This is a genomic window from Paenibacillus sp. CMM36 (genome assembly GCF_053570945.1).
Genome location: NZ_JBSEDY010000005.1, coordinates 30,803 through 53,140 on the forward strand (window position 1 = coordinate 30,803; position 22,338 = coordinate 53,140).

20 protein-coding genes and 1 tRNA gene are annotated in these 22,338 nt (G+C 45.9%); 3 read left to right on the forward strand and 18 right to left on the reverse strand.

The features are described 5' to 3' along the window. Positions 1–6: 6 nt before the first annotated feature. The 16 genes from hemB to ACWA2B_RS12225 form a co-directional block, all read right to left on the reverse strand. Complete coding sequence (hemB, locus tag ACWA2B_RS12150) at positions 7–1,005, reverse strand: porphobilinogen synthase (protein ID WP_069011262.1); 999 nt, start codon at positions 1,003–1,005, stop codon at positions 7–9. Between the two features lie 48 nt (positions 1,006–1,053). Further along, complete coding sequence (gene cobA / locus ACWA2B_RS12155; protein WP_209950329.1) at positions 1,054–2,610, reverse strand: uroporphyrinogen-III C-methyltransferase; 1,557 nt, start codon at positions 2,608–2,610, stop codon at positions 1,054–1,056. 4 nt (positions 2,611–2,614) lie between these two features. After that, entirely contained in the window at positions 2,615–3,541 is a 927-nt protein-coding gene (hemC, locus tag ACWA2B_RS12160) for a hydroxymethylbilane synthase (RefSeq protein ID WP_209950328.1), read from the reverse strand. A gap of 1 nt (position 3,542) precedes the next feature. Next, on the reverse strand, positions 3,543–4,190 hold the full coding sequence (locus tag ACWA2B_RS12165) for a precorrin-2 dehydrogenase/sirohydrochlorin ferrochelatase family protein (protein ID WP_069011260.1): 648 nt from the start codon (positions 4,188–4,190) through the stop codon (positions 3,543–3,545). Positions 4,191–4,198: 8 nt separating this feature from the next. Then, positions 4,199–5,026 (reverse strand): cytochrome c biogenesis protein CcsA, encoded by an 828-nt coding sequence (ccsA, locus tag ACWA2B_RS12170; RefSeq protein WP_029518408.1) that lies wholly within the window; start codon positions 5,024–5,026, stop codon positions 4,199–4,201. 16 nt (positions 5,027–5,042) lie between these two features. After that, the gene (gene hemA, locus ACWA2B_RS12175; RefSeq protein ID WP_029518407.1) at positions 5,043–6,437 is read right to left on the reverse strand and encodes a glutamyl-tRNA reductase; all 1,395 of its coding nucleotides are present in this window, start codon (positions 6,435–6,437) and stop codon (positions 5,043–5,045) included. Positions 6,438–6,683: 246 nt separating this feature from the next. Next, the gene (speD, locus tag ACWA2B_RS12180; protein ID WP_025365654.1) at positions 6,684–7,082 is read right to left on the reverse strand and encodes an adenosylmethionine decarboxylase; all 399 of its coding nucleotides are present in this window, start codon (positions 7,080–7,082) and stop codon (positions 6,684–6,686) included. Between the two features lie 268 nt (positions 7,083–7,350). Continuing rightward, positions 7,351–7,938: a hypothetical protein gene (locus ACWA2B_RS12185; protein ID WP_029518406.1), complete on the reverse strand. Its 588-nt coding sequence runs from the start codon at positions 7,936–7,938 to the stop codon at positions 7,351–7,353. Between the two features lie 287 nt (positions 7,939–8,225). Next, positions 8,226–8,837 carry a ribosome biogenesis GTP-binding protein YihA/YsxC gene (gene yihA, locus ACWA2B_RS12190; protein WP_029518405.1) on the reverse strand — a complete coding sequence of 204 codons (612 nt, stop codon included), beginning with the start codon at positions 8,835–8,837 and terminating at the stop codon, positions 8,226–8,228. An 18-nt stretch (positions 8,838–8,855) separates the two neighbouring features. Then, complete coding sequence (gene lon, locus ACWA2B_RS12195) at positions 8,856–11,192, reverse strand: endopeptidase La (RefSeq protein WP_449292244.1); 2,337 nt, start codon at positions 11,190–11,192, stop codon at positions 8,856–8,858. A gap of 110 nt (positions 11,193–11,302) precedes the next feature. Beyond that, complete coding sequence (gene lonB / locus ACWA2B_RS12200) at positions 11,303–13,030, reverse strand: ATP-dependent protease LonB (protein WP_029518404.1); 1,728 nt, start codon at positions 13,028–13,030, stop codon at positions 11,303–11,305. A 218-nt stretch (positions 13,031–13,248) separates the two neighbouring features. After that, the gene (gene ispG, locus ACWA2B_RS12205) at positions 13,249–14,367 is read right to left on the reverse strand and encodes a flavodoxin-dependent (E)-4-hydroxy-3-methylbut-2-enyl-diphosphate synthase (RefSeq protein ID WP_025718670.1); all 1,119 of its coding nucleotides are present in this window, start codon (positions 14,365–14,367) and stop codon (positions 13,249–13,251) included. Between the two features lie 110 nt (positions 14,368–14,477). Beyond that, positions 14,478–15,734 (reverse strand): ATP-dependent protease ATP-binding subunit ClpX, encoded by a 1,257-nt coding sequence (gene clpX / locus ACWA2B_RS12210; protein WP_013311623.1) that lies wholly within the window; start codon positions 15,732–15,734, stop codon positions 14,478–14,480. Between the two features lie 12 nt (positions 15,735–15,746). Further along, positions 15,747–16,337, reverse strand: coding sequence for an ATP-dependent Clp endopeptidase proteolytic subunit ClpP (clpP, locus tag ACWA2B_RS12215; RefSeq protein WP_016324659.1), 591 nt, complete (start codon positions 16,335–16,337; stop codon positions 15,747–15,749). A gap of 411 nt (positions 16,338–16,748) precedes the next feature. Continuing rightward, positions 16,749–18,062 carry a trigger factor gene (gene tig / locus ACWA2B_RS12220; RefSeq protein WP_028541569.1) on the reverse strand — a complete coding sequence of 438 codons (1,314 nt, stop codon included), beginning with the start codon at positions 18,060–18,062 and terminating at the stop codon, positions 16,749–16,751. Positions 18,063–18,205: 143 nt separating this feature from the next. Beyond that, positions 18,206–19,114 carry a hypothetical protein gene (locus tag ACWA2B_RS12225; protein WP_318628059.1) on the reverse strand — a complete coding sequence of 303 codons (909 nt, stop codon included), beginning with the start codon at positions 19,112–19,114 and terminating at the stop codon, positions 18,206–18,208. Positions 19,115–19,371: 257 nt separating this feature from the next. Between ACWA2B_RS12225 and ACWA2B_RS12230 the strand changes: the two genes are divergently transcribed. From ACWA2B_RS12230 to ACWA2B_RS12240, 3 genes are all read left to right on the forward strand, one after another. Next, positions 19,372–19,445: transfer RNA gene (locus ACWA2B_RS12230), tRNA-Arg, on the forward strand. Between the two features lie 312 nt (positions 19,446–19,757). Further along, positions 19,758–20,837: a hypothetical protein gene (locus ACWA2B_RS12235; RefSeq protein WP_069011259.1), complete on the forward strand. Its 1,080-nt coding sequence runs from the start codon at positions 19,758–19,760 to the stop codon at positions 20,835–20,837. Positions 20,838–20,853: 16 nt separating this feature from the next. Further along, on the forward strand, positions 20,854–21,618 hold the full coding sequence (locus tag ACWA2B_RS12240; protein ID WP_328800644.1) for an exodeoxyribonuclease III: 765 nt from the start codon (positions 20,854–20,856) through the stop codon (positions 21,616–21,618). 86 nt (positions 21,619–21,704) lie between these two features. On the opposite strand, the gene ACWA2B_RS12245 is transcribed toward ACWA2B_RS12240, so the two are convergent. Continuing rightward, entirely contained in the window at positions 21,705–22,028 is a 324-nt protein-coding gene (locus tag ACWA2B_RS12245; RefSeq protein ID WP_449292245.1) for a hypothetical protein, read from the reverse strand. 26 nt (positions 22,029–22,054) lie between these two features. Further along, complete coding sequence (locus ACWA2B_RS12250; protein WP_029518399.1) at positions 22,055–22,333, reverse strand: hypothetical protein; 279 nt, start codon at positions 22,331–22,333, stop codon at positions 22,055–22,057. Between the last annotated feature and the right edge of the window lie 5 nt (positions 22,334–22,338).

A 22,338-nucleotide genomic window follows, 5' to 3' on the forward strand; every position in this document is an offset into this window, starting at 1 on the left:
ATAGACTTATTGCTTCAACCATCTTGCCGCATCCTTGGCCGAATAGGTAATAATCATATCTGCACCCGCACGCTTCATACTTGTCAAAATCTCTAGCACCATTGCTTTTTCATCAATCCAGCCTTGAAGAGCCGCTGCCTTGACCATGGCATATTCACCACTAACGTTGTAAGCCACCATAGGCAGATCAAATTGATCCTTAATCGTGCGCATTACGTCAAGATAAGAAAGGGAAGGCTTCACCATCAGCATATCTGCCCCCTCCAGCACATCAGATTCTGCTTCTCGCAATGCTTCACGTGCATTAGCAGGATCCATCTGATAGGATTTGCGGTCACCAAACTGCGGCGCAGAATCTGCGGCCTCCCGGAAAGGACCGTAAAAAGCAGACGCATATTTGACGGAATACGACATAATTGGAATATGTGAAAAGCCTTCTAGATCCAACCCCTGCCGAATCGCCTGTACAAAACCGTCCATCATATTAGATGGCGCGATAATATCTGCACCAGCTCTGGCCTGAGATACAGCTGTACGTACCAGCACCTCCAGAGATTCATCATTCAATACCTCACCGCATACCTCACCATCATGCTCATGCATGTGCACCATACCGCAGTGTCCATGGTCCGTAAACTCACACAAACAAGTGTCAGCCACAACCAGCAGTTCGGGATAACGCGACTTGATCAGACGAGTAGCTTCCTGAACAATACCATCGTCCACAAAAGCCGAAGTCCCTACGCTGTCTTTGGTTTCTGGGATGCCAAATAGGAGCACAGCGGGAATGCCGAGCTCACTAATCTCTTTCAGTTCTTCCTCCAGCCGATCCAGAGAAAAACGGTATACACCTGGCATAGAGCTAATTTCCTGTTTCACCCCAGTGCCAAATGTTACGTAGATCGGTTGGATAAAATCAGTGGGATTCAATACGGTCTCACGCACCATACTGCGGATTGCAGCCGACTGGCGCAAACGGCGATGTCTGGTAAAAGGAACACTCATGATTACAAACCTCCATTTTTTATACATTCATTAGTAAAAACAAAAAAATTATAATGTCATAACAGTACTTGAACGTTTCCACTCACACAACGATTGGATCAGACTTTCAATGGTCGCCTTCTCTGACATAAAACTTACAGTCAAGCCGGCTTGGGTAGCTGTCTCACCGGTCAAAGGACCTATCACAGCAATCGTAACTCCCTCCAGCAGCGACACCGGATCATGGATCCCCATTTGTCTGAGGGCTTCTAAGAAAAAGGTTACAGTTGAGGAACTGGTAAACGTAATCGCATGAATGGCACGCTCCTGAAGCAGCTTGAGAAGTTCATCATCCTGTGTGTTGGCTGCTAGCACCGTTTGATACAAATCAGCCTCGGTCACATGAAGTCCCATCTCCCTCAGCTTTTCTGGCAGCCACGGCCGAGCTAGATCACCTCTTGGGAGAAATACGTTCTGCCCTGCCTGCAAATCCTGCTCAAATCCTTCGAGCAAGCCCTCTGCCTGAAATGGGCCCTCGATCTGTTCTGCCACAATTCCGTGCGTCCGAAGCGCGGCTGCTGTAGCCGGTCCGACTGCGGCAATACGCGCTTTGAACAGCATACGTACGTCCTTGCCCTGTTCCTTTAAGTGCGTGAAAAAGTATTCCACTCCATTAACGCTGGTAAAAAACACCCAATCATATTCTGGCAGTCGCGCAAATGCCTCTTTAATTTCCTGTTTGGTTGGCTCGTCCGAAGGGGCGACCGTCTGAATAACTGGAAATTCATAAGGCTCGCCACCAAGCTCTTCTATCCGATGGACCAGACTGCTGGCCTGCGCACGCGCGCGAGTAACCAAAATTCGCTTGCCAAACAAAGGCATGTCCTCAGCCCATTTTAACTGTTCACGTTGATTGACCACTTCTCCGACAACGATGACGGCGGGAGGCTGAAAATTCGCAGCCTTCACCTTAGCTTCAATATCCGCAAGCGTACCCACCAGCGTATCCTGCTCGGCACGGGTTCCCCAGCGGATCAAGGCAACAGGAGTATTTGATGGCTTGCCGTGTTTTATCAGCTGTTCACTGATATAGCCAATCTTTGCTACACCCATCATAAAGATCAGTGTGCCCGTTGCGTTCGTCACTTTATCCCAATGAATACTTTTGTCGAGTTTATCCGGACTTTCATGACCTGTAATGATAGATAGCGATGAGGCCATATCCCGGTGTGTGACTGGAATCCCCGCATAGGCGGGCACACTGATTGCTGATGTGATGCCGGGTATAATTTCATAGGAAATACCATGTTTACGCAGTAGCCCGGCTTCCTCGCCGACTCGTCCAAATATAGTAGGGTCTCCCCCTTTAAGACGAACAACTGTTTTTCCTTCCAAGGCCAAATCCACCAACAGCTGATTAATTTCCTCTTGCTTCATAGTGTGACGATCTGGCAACTTTCCAACATATATTTTTTGGGCCCCTGGCTTCATCAATCCCAAGAGGCGCGGGCTTGCCAGTCTGTCGTACACAATGACATCGCCCAATTGAATGCATTCCCAACCCTTGACCGTAATTAATCTTGCGTCTCCGGGTCCTGCACCTACCAAATATACTTTTCCTGCCATGCTATCATCCCCTCACCTGCGCCAGAATCTGTTCTGCTCCTTTGGCTATCAAACTGGCCGCCACCGCTTCTCCCAGCTTTTGCGGATCATTTCCCTGGAGCGTTTCCTTCAAAATAACCTCGCCATCTGGCGAGCCTACCATGCCCGTAAGGCTGATTTCTTGACCAGCCCAGACGGCATGAGCCCCGATCGGCACTTGGCACCCCCCATTTAACACGCCCAAAAAGGTTCGTTCTGCCGCAACGGTAGCCGAGGTATCCCGGTCGTTGTAAAGGCGCAGCAAGGCCAATAGCTCTTCATCACTCGCGCGACATTCAATACCCAGCGCTCCCTGCCCAACCGCCGGCAAACAGTCTTCTTCCGGTATATAGGATGTAATTCGATCTTTCCAGCCCATCCGATGCAAACCTGCTGCCGCCAAAATGATAGCGTCAAAACCTTCCGTCTCCAGCTTTTTCAGACGGGAATCAATATTCCCACGCACAGGCTCCAATTGTAGATCAGGTCGCATGGACTTGATTTGACTGGCTCTGCGCAGGCTACTCGTGCCCACCTTTGCCCCTTGAGGCAAATCCTCCAGGCTCTCGGCGCCCAATGTGATCAGGCAATCACGTGGATCCTCACGACGCGGTACAGCGCCGTTGACAAGCCCTTCCGGCAATTCGGAAGGCATATCCTTCATACTATGTACTGCCATATCAATCTCACCAGCCAGCATGGCCTGTTCAATCTCTTTGACAAAAAGCCCTTTGCCACCCACTTTGGACAAGGTTACATCCAATATTCGATCACCCTTGGTCAGGATTTTCTTTACGACAAATTGCAAATCCATTCCATGCTCCGCGCATAGCGCGTTCAAATCTTCAATGACATGCCCGGTCTGAGTTAACGCCAGCGCACTCTGTCTGCTGCCTACCACAATTGTTCGCATGTTATTCCTCCTGATTTTGCGCAATCCACAGGTCTATTTGTTGTTCGGTCCAAGCCATAAATTCATGACGGCGTATTTGATCCAAAATTCCGCTACTCGCCAAGCGCCTCAGTAGTTTAGTCCTTTGCTGTGGGGAACTTATCTTACGTTTGATGATCTGTCGCATATCGTGCATGAAATCCAGATATGGCTCGTATTCGCTACCAAACAACGTATCCAAGGCTGATGTAATATCAGCGGTCACAGCGGGGCCTGCCCCTTCTGTAGAGATACTAATCGTCAGTCTCCCTCGTCGGATGATGCCCGGCGTTATAAAATCTCCCTCTTCCGAGCGATCCGCCACATTTACCAGTATACCCCTTTGTCTGGCCTCATGCGCAACCTTATTATTCACTTCTCTCTGGTTCGTAGCGGCATATACAAGAAAGGCTCCCTGGAGGTCACCCTCGCGATATACGCGATTTACCCAGTGGAGCTGCTTGTGATCGGCCAGGACCTGTAAATCCGGCGTTATATTCGGGCTAATGAGGGTAATGGACGCCCCACTTTCCATCATCCCCTTAACCTTTCGTTCCGCAATCCTGCCGCCGCCTACAATACAACAGATCTTATTGTTACAATTCAACGAAATCGGGACAAAATGCTGCAAATGGCTTTTCACTCTCCCGTCCACTGATGAAATACAGACCAGGAATTCAGCAAAAAATTAAGAATCAATAGCGTGTAGCCCACCAATGCCCACTTTGCCATCACAAGCCCTGAACGCTGATTCAATCTTTTGCTCACTAAAAATATAATATACACACACAGGGCAATCGCTGTCATCAGCACCTTGGTATCTAGCAAGAGAAGCCAGCGTTCCTCAGCAATAATAGAAATAACGGCAACTACAATAGAGACTCCCAGCAAAGGAGTACCAATCAACAGCGCCATATGCGTATACCGATCCATCATTTCCAGACTCGGCAGGCGTCTGATCGTGTCATTCCATTTCTTTACTTTCAATTTACGATGCAAAAACAGATATAACCCCGAAAATACAGCTGCTACCGTCATCGCTACAAAACCAAGATTAGCCAGCGCAATATGAATCAGGAGCAGCCCATGCACGGTATGCCAATTTCCAAGTGGATTGTCGAGAGGCTCCATCCATATATTGTTGAGCACCAGCACTGCAAAACTAATAATATTAAGCAGCAATACCGCAAATTCGGAACGCTGATAACGTGTCAAAATCAAAGAAATCAGCACTAAAATAACTGAAAACAGAAATAGAAAATCGTAGGTCACGAAAATAGGAAGGTGCCCTTCATTCCAGGTTCTTATCCCCATATAAGCAAGCTGGAGCACCAGAACGACAACAAGAAGCCCTGTACCTGTCCGTTTAGCATTCGCATTGCGACGAATCCCATCCGAGAATACAAACAGAAGGCTCAGGGCAAAAACATAAATCATTGAATCATATATAAGCATGCCTGAAGCCACGTCTGTTCACCCACTTTTACAGGCTGGCCGGCGCAAACGACGCTGGCAAAGCCTGAGCCTGAACGGTTTTTTCATGAACACCGGCTTCCGGTTTTATTAACGCAGATGCATCGCTTTTATCTACTTTCTGAGCGGCGTCATCCAAACGATCCTCCAGAGCAAAAATGTGGCTAAACATGTCCAGGGCCTCATTCCCCTGTTTTTGGACAGCCAGTTCCTTTACCCGATTGATCGGATCATGCATCATCTGGTTCAGCATGCTCTTCGTCAAACGGCTAATCACTTTGCGTTGCCGTTCATCCAGCTCGGGAAGCTTATTGAACAAGCTTTCCAACGTATCCTGATGTACAGACTCCGCTTTTTCCTGTAATGCACGAATCACCGGACGCACTCCCATCGTTTTCAACCATTGATAAAACTCGCTAAGCTCATCTTCGATCATATGCTCGATTTTTGTAGCTTCGGTACGGCGCATTTCCAAATTGCTCTCCACGATCCCTTCCAGATCATCAATATCGTACAGGAAAACATTCTGTAATTCACCAATAGCCGGGTCGAGATCACGCGGAACCGCAATATCAATCATAAACAAAGGACGGGACTGTCGACGTTTCATACTTGCTTCAACCCGAGTCCGATCCAGAATATACCCCTGGGCACCTGTCGAGCTAATAACAATATCCACGTCCGCCAACCGATTCATGCCTTCCTCCATCGTAACCGGCGTGCCATGGAACTTGGAGGCAAGGTCTTCCGCACGGGACAAGGTTCGGTTGGCTACAATAACCTCGGCTGCTCCGCCGCTGTACAAATGCTTAACCGTAAGTTCACTCATTTTACCAGCACCGAGAATCAGTACCTTTTTATCGGTAAACATCCCGAAAATCCGTTTGCCTAGCTCAACTGCTGCATAGCTGACAGATACGGCACTTTCTCCAATAGATGTCTCTGAATGGGCACGCTTGCCCAATGTGACGGCCTGCTTAAACAACATATTAAACCACGTTGCCGTAATTTTCTGGGATTGAGCCTGAAGAAAAGCGTTCTTTACCTGTCCCAAAATTTGTGTTTCTCCGATTACCATAGAATCAAGACCACAAGTCACACGGAACAAATGCCGAATCGCCTGCTCGTCCTCATATATATATAAATGTTGTGTAAATTGATCACGCGGAATGCCAAACCATTGCTCCATAAAACTGCGTATAAAATAGCCGCACATGTGAAGGCGGTCCACTACAACATATATTTCAGTCCGATTGCAGGTTGCGACAACTACGCCTTCCAACACACTTTTGGTAAGTTTGAGTTGCTCCAGCGCTTTTGGCAAATCTTGTTCTGCAAATGTAAAACGCTCTCTGACTTCCACAGGCGCCGTACGATAATTCAACCCAACAACGACGATGTGCATTGCAAATTCACCTGCCTAAACTGTAATAAGAATAACCACTGTTATCATAAACTATGTTAATTATATCACAGAAGTCCGAATCTCCTCCGGCTGTTTTATGAATTGTTTATGAAAATTGAATAGCTTTCATGAAACCAGCACGTTCTGTATGATTTGATTTAGTGTAGACCACTTTTAAAACAAATAACCATGGAAATGTTCCATGGCTATAATATAGGACGCACAAACGGCTCCATAAAAAACGATTTACACTAACTCAGCCAGCTTGCACTCTGGTGATTCCACCTGAAGTTCTCCCAAGCCGCGAATCAGCTTTTTCGCATATGTTTTTTTCGGTTTTAGAACGGATACCAGGTAATCAATAGCCAGCTGCGGATCGACAGTCTCACCGCAAGTATAACAATCAATAGCGGCAAACCCTCTCTCAGGATACGTATGAATAGAGAGATGACTCTCCGACAACAGTACAAGCACGGTAGCTCCCTGTGGTTCGAACTGCTTGGATTGAACGGACATCACCGTTGCTCCGCAAGCTTCAGCTGCTTCAACTAATTGAGCCTCCAAAAACTGCGCATCATTCAGTAATTCAAACTCAACACCCCAAGTATCTACGGCAACGTGTCTTCCGAAAGTTGAGTACTCCAATTCCATCTTTCGGTTCCCCCTTCCTAGGAATAAAATGTTTGGAAAAATTTCATCCGCTAGGACCTACGTCATTCACTTCCCGAGGGAATAACCTCTCGCAACATTCAATGTCCTGAGTGAATCCTGGTTCCTATATTTCATTTTCAACGAGATTAAAAATAACATCTATGTGCAGCAAATGCAATCATTTTTTAAGAATAAAAAAGCCTATTTCGGTAAAGAAAGGGACTACATGGCATAACGATTCATTCCATATATTCATGCCTTATTAAGCTTCCAGTGCAAATAATTTTGAGCAACTCATTCGAAGCTTGTGGTCAATCTGTTCCAACTCCGAGAAAGTACGCGCCAAATTCCGCTGGTCAAGCAACGAATTAATGAGATGATATACGTCAGATATTTCATTTTCGACGTTCTGATGCTGAAAAAGCTGTTGCAATTCCTGCACCGTATTTTTATATTCGAATACCAGCCTGGAACCTCCGGCATTCTTCTCCATAATTTTACGAACCGTACCTTCATTATAAAAATACACCATAGTGAATCCTTGATACATTCGGTAAACGATGCCTTCGCCCTTAAAACGAACAAAAAGTTTGCGTATAAACAGGGTTAGTTGCGGATGAATTAAGCGACAAGTCAATTCACACACAAACGCTCCCTCTTTGGCTTCAAAAAACAAATGAACTTCCTCACCCGCACTATGCTCCAGAACGATTTCCTGTCTTCCGTTATCTAGAACTTTAATATAGTAATGCACCTGGGGATCATCCACTGCCCGCAAAAATTCGTCCATTTGGGTTTCCGACAAGGTCAAAGTGGTTTTAACATACTCTGTGGCTAACCGCTGAGCCATACCCATCTCCTCAATTCTTTCCTGAACCTATAAGTTTAAGCTTTAAATTTATTATACATCAGACCTAAAGTGCTTTTCTTGCACATCAAATCATAAATTCCCGCCATACATCGGAAATAAACGGAAAATGATGGGGTTGAGACTGCATTATCCCCCATATACTCACTTTTCGGCTTAAAATCCACGAGTTCTTTTTGTTATTATATATTATTCCCACCTATTTAGTAAGTTTATTTTTTTGAAGCCCGAACCATGAAAAAAGGACGTCCTCAAGGACGTCCCTAGCCTTACAATTCCGTCTGCTCTTCTTCGTCATTCTCTATATAGCTGGAGATGACAGACCACAGCTCTTCCTTGCCCATACCTTCTTCGGATGAAAAGGGGATAAACAATCCCCCGGGAAGTATTCCGAGTTCCTGCTTGATTACCTTGTAATGCTTTTCTCGCCGCGTTTTAGGGATTTTATCTGCCTTCGTGCCTACAACACATACGGGAAGCCCGTTATGACGCAGCCAATCATACATCATGATATCGTCCTTGGACGGCGGATGGCGCAAATCTACCATTTGAAGCACCAGTTTGAGTGGCTCACGCTCCAGCAAATAAGACTCAATCATCTGCCCCCAAGCCTTGCGGGACGTTTTGGATACCTTGGCGTAACCGTAACCGGGAAAATCGACAAAATAGAGATCATCATTAATCCGGTAATAATTGAGTTGCTGGGTTTTACCTGGCGTAGAACTGGTACGCGCCAAATTTTTACGGTTAATCAACCGATTAATCAATGAAGACTTTCCTACATTGGAGCGCCCCGCCAGAGCAATCTCTGGCAAAGCGTCCACAGGAAACTGATCGGGACCAACCGCACTTATTATAAATTCTGCTTTTGTTACTTTCATTGTGTCCTTAATTCCTCTCTAATGTACCCTTGCCTGCTCAACCAAAGCATGCTTTAGCACCTGATCCATATGGGCAACGGGGACAAATTCAACATCCTGCCGGATACTGTCGGGAATATCCTTTAAATCCCGTTCATTATCTTTGGGAAGCAGAATTTTTTTGTAGCCTGCCCGGTGGGCAGCCAGCGACTTCTCTTTTAAACCACCAATCGGCAATACACGGCCGCGTAGAGTAATTTCGCCCGTCATAGCCACATCCTTGGATACATGACGGTTGGTCAAAGCTGAAATTAACGCGGTAGCAATAGTAATTCCCGCAGATGGACCATCCTTCGGAATCGCACCCTCAGGAATATGAATGTGGATATCATTTTTCTCATAAAAGTCTAGTTCAATGCCCAGATCAACTGCTTTGGAACGGGTGTAGCTGAATGCCGCCTGTGCAGATTCCTTCATAACGTCTCCCAGTTTACCCGTAAGAATCAGTTTACCACTACCAGGTACGACCGTCACTTCAATCATCAGTGTTTCACCACCGACCTCTGTCCATGCCAAGCCTGTAACCGTACCGATCTGATCCTCCAGTTCTGCAACACCGTAACGGAATTTAGCGATACCCAGATAATCCTTCAGATTATCCGGTGTGATTTGAATTGGTCCTTCGCCACCAGATACAACGGACTTCGCCGCCTTGCGGCACAGAGAAGCCATTTGCTGCTCAAGATTCCGCACACCAGATTCACGCGTATATTCGCGAATGACACGCAGTAGCGTATCCTCCCCGATAACCAGTTGTTCCTCGTCCAAGCCATGCTCTCTCTTCTGCTTGGGCAATAGGTACCGATTGGCGATTTCCAGCTTCTCCAGTTCGGTGTAGCCAGGAATATAGAGCGTCTCCATGCGGTCCATTAGCGGACGCGGGATGTTGTGTGCAGCATTGGCTGTCGTTACAAACATCACATTGGACAGGTCAAACGGCAGCTCAACAAAATGGTCACTGAACGTATTGTTTTGTTCAGGATCAAGCACTTCGAGCAATGCCGCCGATGGATCTCCTCGAAAATCGGAAGCCATTTTATCAATCTCATCCAGCAAAAATACTGGATTAGACGTTCCTGCGGTCTTCATCCCCTGAATGATCCGCCCCGGCATCGCACCAACATAAGTCCGACGGTGACCGCGGATTTCCGCTTCATCCCGCACACCTCCGAGAGAGATGCGGACAAATTCCCGACCCATGGATTTGGCAATCGAACGGGCCAACGAGGTCTTGCCGACCCCTGGCGGACCCACGAGACACAGAATCGGTCCCTTAATGGTCTTCACCAGCTTGCGTACAGCCAAATACTCCAATACACGCTCCTTGGGTTTATCCAATCCGTAGTGGTCGTTATTAAGTACCTCTTCAGCTTTGACGATATCCAGATCATCATCGGTAAACTTGTTCCATGGCAAGCTTAATAACCAATCCACATAATTACGGATGACGCCACCCTCGGCAGAGCTTGCCGGCATTTTTTCCAGACGATCGATTTCCTTTTCGACCTTCTCCTTCACCGGAATAGGCAACTCCAGTTCACTTAGCTGGTTGCGCAGTTCTTCAACTTCTCCCGCGCGACCTTCCTTCTCGCCAAGTTCCTTCTGAATTGCCTTCATTTGTTCACGCAGATAATACTCCTTCTGCGTCTTTTCCATCTGCTTCTTCACACGCTGGTTGATTTTACGTTCCAGCTCCAGTACTTCACGCTCATTGTTCAAAATATCCAGAAGCTTCTCCAGACGCTGAGTAACGTCGATCGTCTCCAGTATATCCTGCTTTTCCTTAATTTTGAGCGTCAAATGACTTGTGATTACGTCTGCTAGCCGTCCCGGCTCCTCAATATCCGATACCGCAGCGAGAGTCTCCGGTGTTACCTTTTTGGACAAGTTGATATAATGCTCGAACTGAGTTAATACAGTGCGCATTAGCGCATCCGTCTCAGGCTGTACGTTTTCTGCCTCGTGCAGCTCCTTCGCCATTACCTCGTAATATTCTTCATTGTCCGTATATTGAATAATCTCGGCCCGTTCCAGCCCTTCCACCAATACTCGAATGGTTCCATTAGGAAGTTTGAGCATCTGGCGTACCTTGGCTACCGTGCCGACTCGAAAGATGTCCTCTTGTGTAGGTTCTTCAATATTTACTTCTGATTGAGAACACAGGAGAATCAAATTGTCTTCAACCATCGCTTTTTCCAAAGCCTTGACCGATTTTTCCCGGCCCACATCGAGATGCAGAACCATACTCGGGTAGACCAGAAGCCCTCTTAAAGGCAGCAAAGGAAAACGACGACCTTTTGTCTTGGTGGGTCCCATCGCTTTCGCACCTCCAGTGATTCTCAGGTTCCGGATTTTACAATCCTCAAGTTGTTATCTTTCATATTTTATCAAATGTTTTATGAAAAAACCAATGAAAGGGTGGTTCATCAGCAAGATCCTGTATCTGATATCGTCCCGTTATGCGTTCCATCAGCCTGTAACAAGGAAGATTGGGATGGGCGAAAAGTCTCAATTGGCGCATGTACAGGCGAATCCGACGTTATCTCTTCCCCGAACACATGTCGGAACACTTCGGTAACCGACTGTACGGGAATCACTTTTAAACCCTCAATGCTGTCAAAAAGAGCTTGCCAGTTGTCCTGCGGAATGATCACTTTTTTGGCTCCTGCCTGAAAAGCGGCTTCAACCTTGGCTAATACACCACCAATCGGTTTGACACGACCATGGATGCTAATTTCGCCAGTCATTGCAATTTCATGATCCACCGGAATTCCCCGCATCGCGGAAGCAATGGCTGTTGCCATCGCAATTCCTGCGGACGGGCCATCTACCGGCGTACCCCCAGGGAAATTGATATGCAAATCGTAATTCGACGGAGACAATCCGAGCGTACGCAAAACGGTTAGAACATTTTCTACAGAACCTTTAGCCATGCTCTTACGGCGCAGTGTACGGGACCCGCCTCCGATTTCTTCCTCATCCACAACCCCCGTAATATTATAGCTGCCCTTTCCCTCAGGAACCGGAACTGCTGTAACTTCAATTTCAAGCAGCATCCCCATGTTCGGGCCATATACAGCTAATCCGTTAACAAATCCGATTTGCGGCAAGCCTGGTATTTTTCGGTCAGGACGCGGTTGAATTTGACTACTGCCCGCTACCCATTCGACGTCGGAAGCATTGAGACATTCCCTTTTCTCGGTAAGTGCCAAACCAGCAGCCAGCTGGATCATATTGACCGCCTCCCGACCGTTCGTTGCGTAACGCTGTACAACTTCTACCGCCTCAGGACAAGGGCCAAAGCCTAGCTTGTGGACGGCATCCTCTGCAATACGAGCAATCTCCTGTGGCTGCAAGGCACGGAAATAAATCTCCATGCACCGGGAGCGAATCGCAGGTGGCAGTTCATGCGGCGAACGGGTCGTCGCACCCACCAAACGAAAATCGGCTGGCAAACCGTTTTGGAAAATATCGTGGATATAAGCAGGAGTATTCGAATCTTCCGAGTTGTAATACGCACTCTCCAAAAATACCTTGCGATCCTCCAGTACTTTCAAGAGTTTATTCATCTGCGTTGGATGCAGCTCACCAATCTCATCAATGAACAGCATCCCCCCATGCGCCTTCGTCACAGCTCCGGGTTTAGGTTGTGGGATACCCGCTACCCCCATCGCTCCTGCCCCTTGATAGATTGGATCATGCACTGAACCTATCAGCGGGTCCGCAATACCGCGCTCATCAAAGCGGGCCGTCGTAGCATCAATCTCCGTGAATTTGGCGTCTCCCTTGAACGGAGAGGACAGATTCTTCTTAGCCTCTTCCAGCACAACGCGTGCAGCAGCTGTCTTCCCTACACCCGGCGGGCCATAAATAATGACATGCTGCGGATTCGCACTACATAACGCAGCCTTGAGCGCGCGCAGTCCATCCTTCTGACCCACGATATCCTGTAATGTGGCAGGACGTGTGCGTTCAGCCAACGGCTTGGTAAGTGAAATAGAACGCAATTTGCGTAGCTTATCCAATTCCTTGCGGGATTCCCGATCCACCGCACTACGGTTCGTTTTCTGGCTCCGCAGGAGGTTCCAGAAATACAGACCAATAACAATCCCGAAAAACATTTGCACCAATAACAAAATCATAGTCAAGTCCATCGTATTTCCTCCGTTTCTCATCTCAGCAATTTTAAAAATGCCGCTCTATGAAAAACAGTATTTCCTTTTCCGCGATAGCTAAACGGCGGTCTTTCAAAAGATCAGAGAGAAATACAAAAACACCGCGAAGAACAGTTCTGTAGCAGAGCTGCTCTCCACGGCGTTTAAATGATGACAATAGATTATGACTATGCCTCTTTATAATAACTGCTTTTTGCCTACACCTTCTCGGCGGTATGACGTTCTTCACGTCCAGGTATTTTCCCTGTTTCCTCATATGCTTTGACGATGATATCAATTTCTTTTTTCAATTCGTCCACCATATCAGCCTCAGGTACTTTGCGAATCATTTTTCCATAACGGAACAAAAGGCCTTCACCGCGCGCTCCGGCAATTCCAATATCAGCTTCCTTCGCTTCACCCGGGCCATTTACTGCACAACCCAGTACTGATACTTTAATCGGTACCTTGAGTTTTGCAATGTAGTCTTCTACCTCGTTGGCAATAGAGAACAGATCAATATCCAGACGTCCGCAAGTCGGACAAGAAATCAATGTAGCTGCGTTTGTGATTAATCCAAACGTCTTGAGCAACTCACGGGCTACCTTCACTTCTTCCACCGGATCAGCACTAAGTGAAATACGCATTGTGGAGCCGATGCCTGATGCTAGCAAAGCGCCCATACCTGCCGCGCTTTTAACTGTACCCGTAAAGAGTGTACCCGCTTCGGTAATACCCAGATGGAGCGGATACTTAATAATTTCAGCGGCCTTCGTATAAGCAGCAATCGCCATAGGAACATCAGACGCCTTCAGTGACACGATAATGTCATGGAAATCAAGTTCTTCCAGTATCCCGATATGATACAGCGCACTTTCTACCATCGCTTCTGGCGTAGGGTAGCCATACTTATCAAGTAAATGCTGTTCCAATGACCCGGCATTCACACCAATTCGAATCGGAATCCCTTTTTCCTTACATGCCTTCACGACAGCTTCTACTTTTTCACGTCGTCCTATGTTACCTGGATTAATGCGAACTTTATCAATCCCATTTTCAATTGCCAGTAGAGCCAGCTTGTGATTAAAGTGAATATCTGCAACTAGCGGAATATGAATCCGTTTTTTAATTTCCTTAATGGCTGCGGCAGCTTCCTCATTGTTGACGGTAACCCGCACCAGTTGACATCCGGCTTCTTCCAAGCGAAGAATCTCGGCTACAGTTGCTTCCACATCTGCTGTTTTAGTTGTACACATGCTTTGGATGATGACTTCATTGCTGCCGCCAATCGTCAGATTCCCGACTTTAACGGGACGTGTGTCTTGTCTTAAGAACATGTACTTTTCTCTCCCATTAACGCCAAACCTCCACCCCTTAAAACCTCATACAGGTTTAGTGAAGTGGAGATCCGGCTTCTCATGTTTTAGAGATCGCGAAGTATCAATCCTTAGGCGCTCTCTTCTTGTTTTTTATCCTTATCTGTACCACCGAGTTCCGGTGCGATTTTGTCTTTTACAACCTGCTCATTGATGACGCAAGTAGTCACATCCTCACGGGAAGGAACCTCATACATTACGTCCAGCATAATACCTTCGATGATCGCACGAAGGCCACGGGCACCCGTGTTACGCTTGATCGCTTCACGAGCAATGGCTTCCAGAGCATCTTGCTTAAACTCCAGTTGCACATTATCCAGCTCAAGCAGCTTCTGGTATTGCTTGGTTAACGCATTTTTCGGTTCGGACAGAATACGAACCAATGTGTTCTCATCAAGCGGCTCCAGCGTAGAAATTACTGGCAAGCGTCCTACAAATTCCGGTATCAGACCGAATTTCAAAAGATCCTCAGGCAATACCATTGAAGTATATTCGCCTGGTTTCAGGTCTTTTTGTTCGCTGGTAGCGTTGAAGCCGATAACCTTTTTACCGATACGACGTTTGATCATTTGCTCCAGACCATCAAAGGCACCACCGCAAATGAACAGGATATTCGTGGTGTCAATTTGAATAAACTCTTGATGTGGATGCTTGCGACCGCCTTGAGGTGGTACAGAAGCAACCGTGCCTTCCAAAATTTTAAGCAACGCCTGCTGTACACCTTCACCCGAAACGTCACGCGTAATGGACGGGTTTTCGGATTTGCGGGCTACTTTATCAATTTCGTCAATGTAGATAATGCCGCGTTCGGCTTTTTCTACATCATAATCGGCAGCTTGAATCAGTTTCAGCAAAATATTTTCAACGTCTTCACCCACATAACCTGCTTCCGTAAGGGAAGTGGCATCTGCGATAGCAAAAGGAACGTTCAAAATTTTAGCCATGGTTTGCGCAAGCAACGTTTTACCCGAACCTGTAGGTCCAAGCATCAAGATGTTACTTTTTTGCAGTTCCACATCATCAATTTTGTTTTGAGTATTAATTCGTTTGTAGTGATTATATACCGCTACAGACAACGATTTTTTCGCTTGATCCTGACCAATAACATATTGGTCCAGAATGTCACGGATTTGCATTGGTTTCGGAATGTCTTTCAGATCTACTTCTTCTTCATGACCCAATTCCTCTTCTACAATCTCCGTACACAACTCAATGCATTCGTCACATATATATACGCCCGGTCCGGCAACAAGCTTGCGAACCTGATCCTGAGATTTACCGCAGAAAGAACATTTCAATTGTCCTTTTTCATCATTAAATTTAAACATAGAGCCACCCCTTTACAGATTAATCGGTTTAGACAGCACCTGGTCAATGATACCGTATGCTTTTGCCTCTTCCGCTTCCATGAAGAAATCCCGGTCAGTATCACGTTCGATTTTTTCGAGGGGCTGACCCGTACGCTCTACATAGATTTGATTCAGCTTAGCACGTGTTTTGATAATCCAGTCCGCATGAATCAGCATATCGGAGGCTTGCCCCTGAATGCCACCAAGTGGCTGATGAATCATGACTTCACTATTGGTAAGCGCGTATCTCTTACCTGGCGCACCCGCTGTTAGCAGCAACGAACCCATACTTGCAGCCATGCCTACACAGATCGTCGATACGTCCGGCTTAATGAATTGCATTGTATCATATATACCCATGCCCGCAGTTACAGAACCGCCTGGCGAGTTAATGTACAAATTAATATCCTTCTCTGGATCTTCCGCAGAAAGGAACAATAGCTGTGCAATGACGAGATTGGCGACATCGTCATCAATCGGGCCACTTAGGAAAATAATACGATCCTTAAGCAACCGCGAGTAAATATCGTAAGATCGTTCTCCTCGATTCGTTTGTTCCACAACCATAGGGACGAGACTCATCACGACCAACCTCTTTTCTTTATTAAAATGAACACCTGTATTCATCCGCTTCCTTATGTCCCATTAAAACGGAAGCAGCAAGCATGAAACGTGAACACCTTACAAAATATTTTAACATGTTCAGAGTCTCGTGTCATATTTGCATGCGCTCATATATGCAGTGCGGGCTATTTACAGTACACTCTGCCGAGACCTTCTCATATTTAACCATGTTTCGTATGTATGTGCAAATATACGGTAGTGACTTATGTAAAACAAGAAAACGCGACTCACAGCACTTTCCATAAACGACTAAAATTTGGGTTATCAAAGGTAAAAATAAGGCACGTAACTTTCACTACGTGCCTTATCCCTATCTAATTACTACGTTTCAGCTTGTTACAGCATACTCCGTATATTTTATCGTCTGAATTACTCAGCAGCTTCAACTGGCGCTTCTACTTCTTTGCTGTTTTCCACCAACAAAGCAATGGTTTTGCGCAGTGAAATTTCTTCTTTCAGGTTAGCGAACGAGCCGTTACCTTCCAGAATGCTACGGATTTCTTCAACTGAACGTTTGTAAGCTTCAGCCATGTTTTTCAGTTCTTCATCAATTTCCGCTTCGGAAACTTCGATGTTTTCTGCTTTAGCCACTTGCTCCAGCACGAGGTTGTTACGTACGCGCTTCTCAGCATCAGCTTTCATTTGCTCTTCCAGGTCTTCCTTGCTTTGACCAGAGAATCCAAGGAACATTTCAAGGTTCATACCTTGGCTACGCAAACGGTTGTCGAAATCGCGAACCATGTTTTGCACTTCGCTCTTCACCATTGCTTCAGGAATGTCGATTGTTGCATTCTCAGCAACCTTCTCCACTACAGCACCCTCGCGAGCTGCTTTAGCTTCGTTTTCCTTACGATCCAACAATTGCTTTTTCAAGTCTTCCTTGAATTCAGCCAGTGTGTCAAATTCGCTTACATCTTTAGCAAATTCATCGTCCAGCTCAGGAAGAACTTTGCGTTTCAGTTCGTGAACTTTCACTTTGAATACCGCTTGTTTGCCAGCGAGGTCAGCAGAATGGTAGTTCTCAGGGAACGTTACTTCAACGTCCTTGGAATCGCCAGTGTGCAAACCAACCACTTGCTCTTCAAAACCAGGGATGAATGTGTTAGATCCCAGTTCCAAAGAATACTTCTCAGCTTGTCCGCCTTCGAATGGTACACCGTCCACGGAACCGTCGAAGTCAATAATAGCTGTATCACCGGATTGAGCAGCATCTTCATCAACGACAACCAGTTCAGCATGACGTTGTTGCAGGCGCTCCAGTTCTTGAGCCAGTTCTTCGTCGCTTACTTCGAGTTTGCTTACAGGCACTTCTACGCCTTTGTAATCGCCCAAAGTCACTTCAGGTTTAACAGTAACCTTTGCTTTGAACTTGAAAGATTCGCCTTTAGCAAATTGATCAATTTCAACGTCAGGGCTGTCAACCGGGAAGATGTCCGTTTGCTCTACAGCTTGGCTGTAAGCTTCTGGCAACAGGATGTCAATTGCATCTTGGTACAGACTTTCAATACCATAGCGTTTTTCAAAGATAGGACGTGGTACTTTACCTTTACGGAATCCTGGTACACTTACTTGTTTTGCCACTTTATTAAAAGCTTTGTCGAGTGCAGCGGCTACACGATCCGCGTCAACCTCAACTTCAAGAACCCCAAGGTTCTTCTCTATTTTCTCCCAAGTTGCTTTCATTTTATGCTTTCCCCTCCAACAAAATCTTCACTTAGTTTTCATTACAATCAACGCACACAAAATAACCACTATAGTATATCTAACATTACTGTCTTTTTCAAGAGCAGCCCTTTGAATGCTTCACAGGTAAACGTTTCCGGTCACTAAGGAGTGTGCATTCCCGCCGCTACGAATAGTCGCATCGACCGATACGCCTGCTCAAAACGGAAGCGCAACGCATCTGTAATACCATATATAGCACGGGTTTCTTCCTCATTATTATTACCGTTCAAACTTTCCGAAACGGTCTGATGGAGTGCTGCAGCCCAAATATCCGGCATTCCGTCCTCTTCCACCAACATGGATCTATAATCATTCGTACCGTATACTGCCATCACAAACTGTGACCACAACTCCTGTGCAAAATAGAATAGTGTAGGCTCGTGCACCTCAGTCTGATCAGCCACCCGTTCCAAAATACGCATAATCGACTCTGGAAAATCACCAGGCTGTAACGGAACCGTTTCAATGTCGATTTCCGCTTGTTCATCACCCCGTCTGATTTCTATCGTCCCTTCCATTCCGCGTCGTCGCATTGTCTGTAGAACACGGAATTGAAGTAAAGGATGGATTTCCCGGTCCATAATCCAGCGAAGCAAGGCATCGTCGATTTCTGGCAGTTCCAAATAGGACAACTGCTCCAACGCTAAAATCGTCTGTTCGGATAAGGGTTCATCCATAGCCATCCGCAACAGCTTGTTGCCGTAGCCCGCATCCTGCTCCTGCTTAAAGCGTGCATGACGGCGAGCTAACTCTACTTCACTGACCTCTTCTTCCACAGCGTCCGTTATCGCCCCGCTGTCAGCGTACTGTGGAAATGCAGCTTCCAGCCATTGTAATAGAGCGTTCCATTCATCGTATTGCTTCTGCTCCTGTCCCTGACACTGCATTAAAAAACGCAGCATCGCCATCGCCTCTCCGTAACGTTCGTTTTCAAGCATCACAGTAAGTTGGATTTGATAATAGTCCAGTGTCTTCGGAAACAATACAATATTATTTTCTTTTGTCGTCACCTTGGAGTCCTTTATTCAAGGCACCCCCTCTCCTTCACAAGCTCAAGTATTTGTAGATTATATGAGAAACAGTAGCCGAAGTCCAACCACTCGTCTTACACATATTCACCTGTATTCTAACATACCCTTTTATAAGGCAAAAAAAACTACGTCTACTCAGAATTTATGCTGTATAAAGCCTAAATAAGCGATATATGCAAAATAAGACTTGAATTTCTTTTATCCATATGATATATTAATATTCGCTTGAATTTTATGTCCCAGTAGCTCAGCTGGATAGAGCAACGGCCTTCTAAGCCGTCGGTCGGGGGTTCGAATCCCTCCTGGGACGTCATAACAAGAAGCTTCCATAATGGAGGCTTTTTTTGTTCTCATGAGATAACTCACAGGGTAACGTCGGCCCATCGGCATCGTTAGCCTATACTTCGCAGTCAACCATAGGGAGAGTATCTCTCTTGATAAATTACATCAAAAAAAAGCTTCCGCAAGGGAGCTTTTTTTGATGATAAATAATGTAGAAAGAATAGTCTGCCACGCTACTTTAGGCGCTGGTTTCAAGTCACTACTCTTTCAATAAAACGCAGATATTGCTATCATCTATCATGTTACACCATTTTGAAGTAAAGGAGGTTGGCTGACTCCCTTGACTACGAATAAACTCCAAAAGTCGCGGGAAATTCATCGTTTTGTTGCCACTTTGCTTTCTATATTAGGTACTGGATTGGGTATGTTTTATCTCGCCATTCCTTCCTATATGATTGGAGGAGCGGCTCTGATCATCACACAGGGAATTCTGATCTATTTTACATTATTTTCTCTCGGATACCTGCTTATTATTTCGGGACCGCTGGCCATTATTCTCCACATTTTAGGCATTATTTTTACAATACGATCTTTTCAAATTACAAGCAATGTGGGTAGCGCGCCGACAAGTGCATCGTTGCCTTCCAAATGGCGCATGTTGCTCAGTCTCACTGTGGGAGCTACACTTCTACTTCTTGCAGTCACAATGAAATACGTAGATATTATAGAACCTTTTACACAAACAGGTGAAAATAAACGCAACGTAGCCGCAGAATCAGAGCAATATCTGGAGCAGAAATACGGAGAGGACTTTCAAATTCAAAATATTAGCTATCATAGTATTCCCTTCACTGAATATACCATGGAGGCGATCTCTAATCGTCATCCTTCCGTCCTCTTTAACATGACCAAGCGTCCTTATGAGGATGTCCCATTTAGAGAAAAATATCTTAACGCCCTTTGGGAGAGCCAACTGGACATGAAGCTCAAACCTGTTATACAGAAGCTATACAATGATGCAGCCGCTGTTCATTCTGGGGTGCAAGAAGGGGAAACAGATAAAATGATCAAAGAATACGACGATTTTAAACTGAATCCCGAAGCGGTCGGCGATCAATATATTCGTATAATTGTATTCGAGGATCTAACTGACTCAGGATTGTCATTGGAAAAAGAACGGGTATTACAAACTGCAAAAGTTCTCAAAACAGTGTTGGCCGGAAATAAAGCCTCATTAGACATCGAATACTTCCCTTCGGCTATGAATACCAACCGAAACCTTAAGGCAATAGAACTAAACGATTATATGTTTGGTCAGGACCATTTTGATGAAAAGACCTATGAAGTCAAGATAGAAGACATTTATAAGCTTATGTCAACAAAGGATATACAAATCACATCGCTTGACCGCGTGAAGTAGCAAGGAGATTAATCAAATGAAATTAATATCTTGGAATGTAAATGGCTTAAGAGCCTGTGTGACCAAAGGGTTTTATACTTATTTAAAAGAAACGAATGCCGATATTTTTTGCGTACAGGAAACGAAGCTTCAAGAAGGGCAGATCCTCATGGAGAACATGGAGGAATACACACAATACTGGAATTATGCTGAGAAAAAAGGGTATTCCGGCACGGCTATTTTCACCAAAATCAAGCCGCTCTCTGTGCATTATGGACTTGAAGAAAATGAAGAACCGGAGGGCCGAACCATCACTTTGGAATTCGAAAAATTTTATCTCGTCAATGTGTACACACCGAATACCAAACGGGACTTATCCCGACTGCCCTACAGACTGGAATGGGAAGACCGTTTTCGCAGCTACCTGCAACAACTGGATGCTTTGAAGCCTGTCATCGTGTGTGGAGACTTGAACGTAGCTCATCAGGAGATCGATCTCAAAAACGCCAAAGCTAACTACGGAAATGCCGGTTTTACGCCTGAGGAACGGGAACGCATGTCACAGCTGCTAGACGCCGGATTTATAGATACCTTCAGAACCTTTTATCCTGACCGGACGGATGTTTATTCCTGGTGGTCCTACATGCCAAAGGTGAGAGAAAGGAATATCGGCTGGCGGATCGATTACTTCCTCGTCTCAGAGAGACTTCGTCCGCTATTGATGGATGCGAGCATTGATTGTCATATTACAGGCAGTGACCACTGCCCTGTGATATTGGATTTGCAAGATATTTCAGCATAAGTCCCCTGCCCTGACACAAGGATTTATGAAACTTTAAAAAGCGGTCATGCTCTGTTATTGCAGCATGACCGCTTTAATGAATGGAGCTATGTCCCCAAATATACCTCGATACGGGAAATCAACCGCTCTCTCACATCTTGTGCCTCTTTTTGATCTAATACTGCCTGGCTTATTGTCTTCTTTTCGCCACTAGCGTAATGCAGTACATACTGGGTCACTATGCATTCCGGTGCATAAGTATCCTTGCGATCCGTATTAAAATAAGTCACCTGACAGCTTCCGAGAAAACAGAAAGATAGCTCACCTGTAGCTGTAAAAAGCCAGCCTGGCAGCTTGGGCTCCAGCTTCAAGGATAGGCCCCTATGATCATAACCAAACGGCTGCCCGCCCGTCATCATCCATATCCACATATGAATAAATTCTGCCGTAGATCCGCTCAGCCTCGCGATATATCCCGTTCCATGCAAACTTGCATCAGGATTAGCACTGCTAGCAATAAAGGAGCTGTTCGGTTGGCCGGAAAAAACTCCATGATAGCTCCATTCTTATCCTCCACACCAAAGCTCGCAATTCCTTGTCCACGATTAACATAATACGCCCACAGAGGAATTCCCTGAACACCAGCAATACCGGGTAGAAAACTGGAAAAGGGCTTGGCCTGCGCAAAATTCTCAATCACAAAACGTCCTTGATCGTCAAAATAATACTGCTGCATCGTGC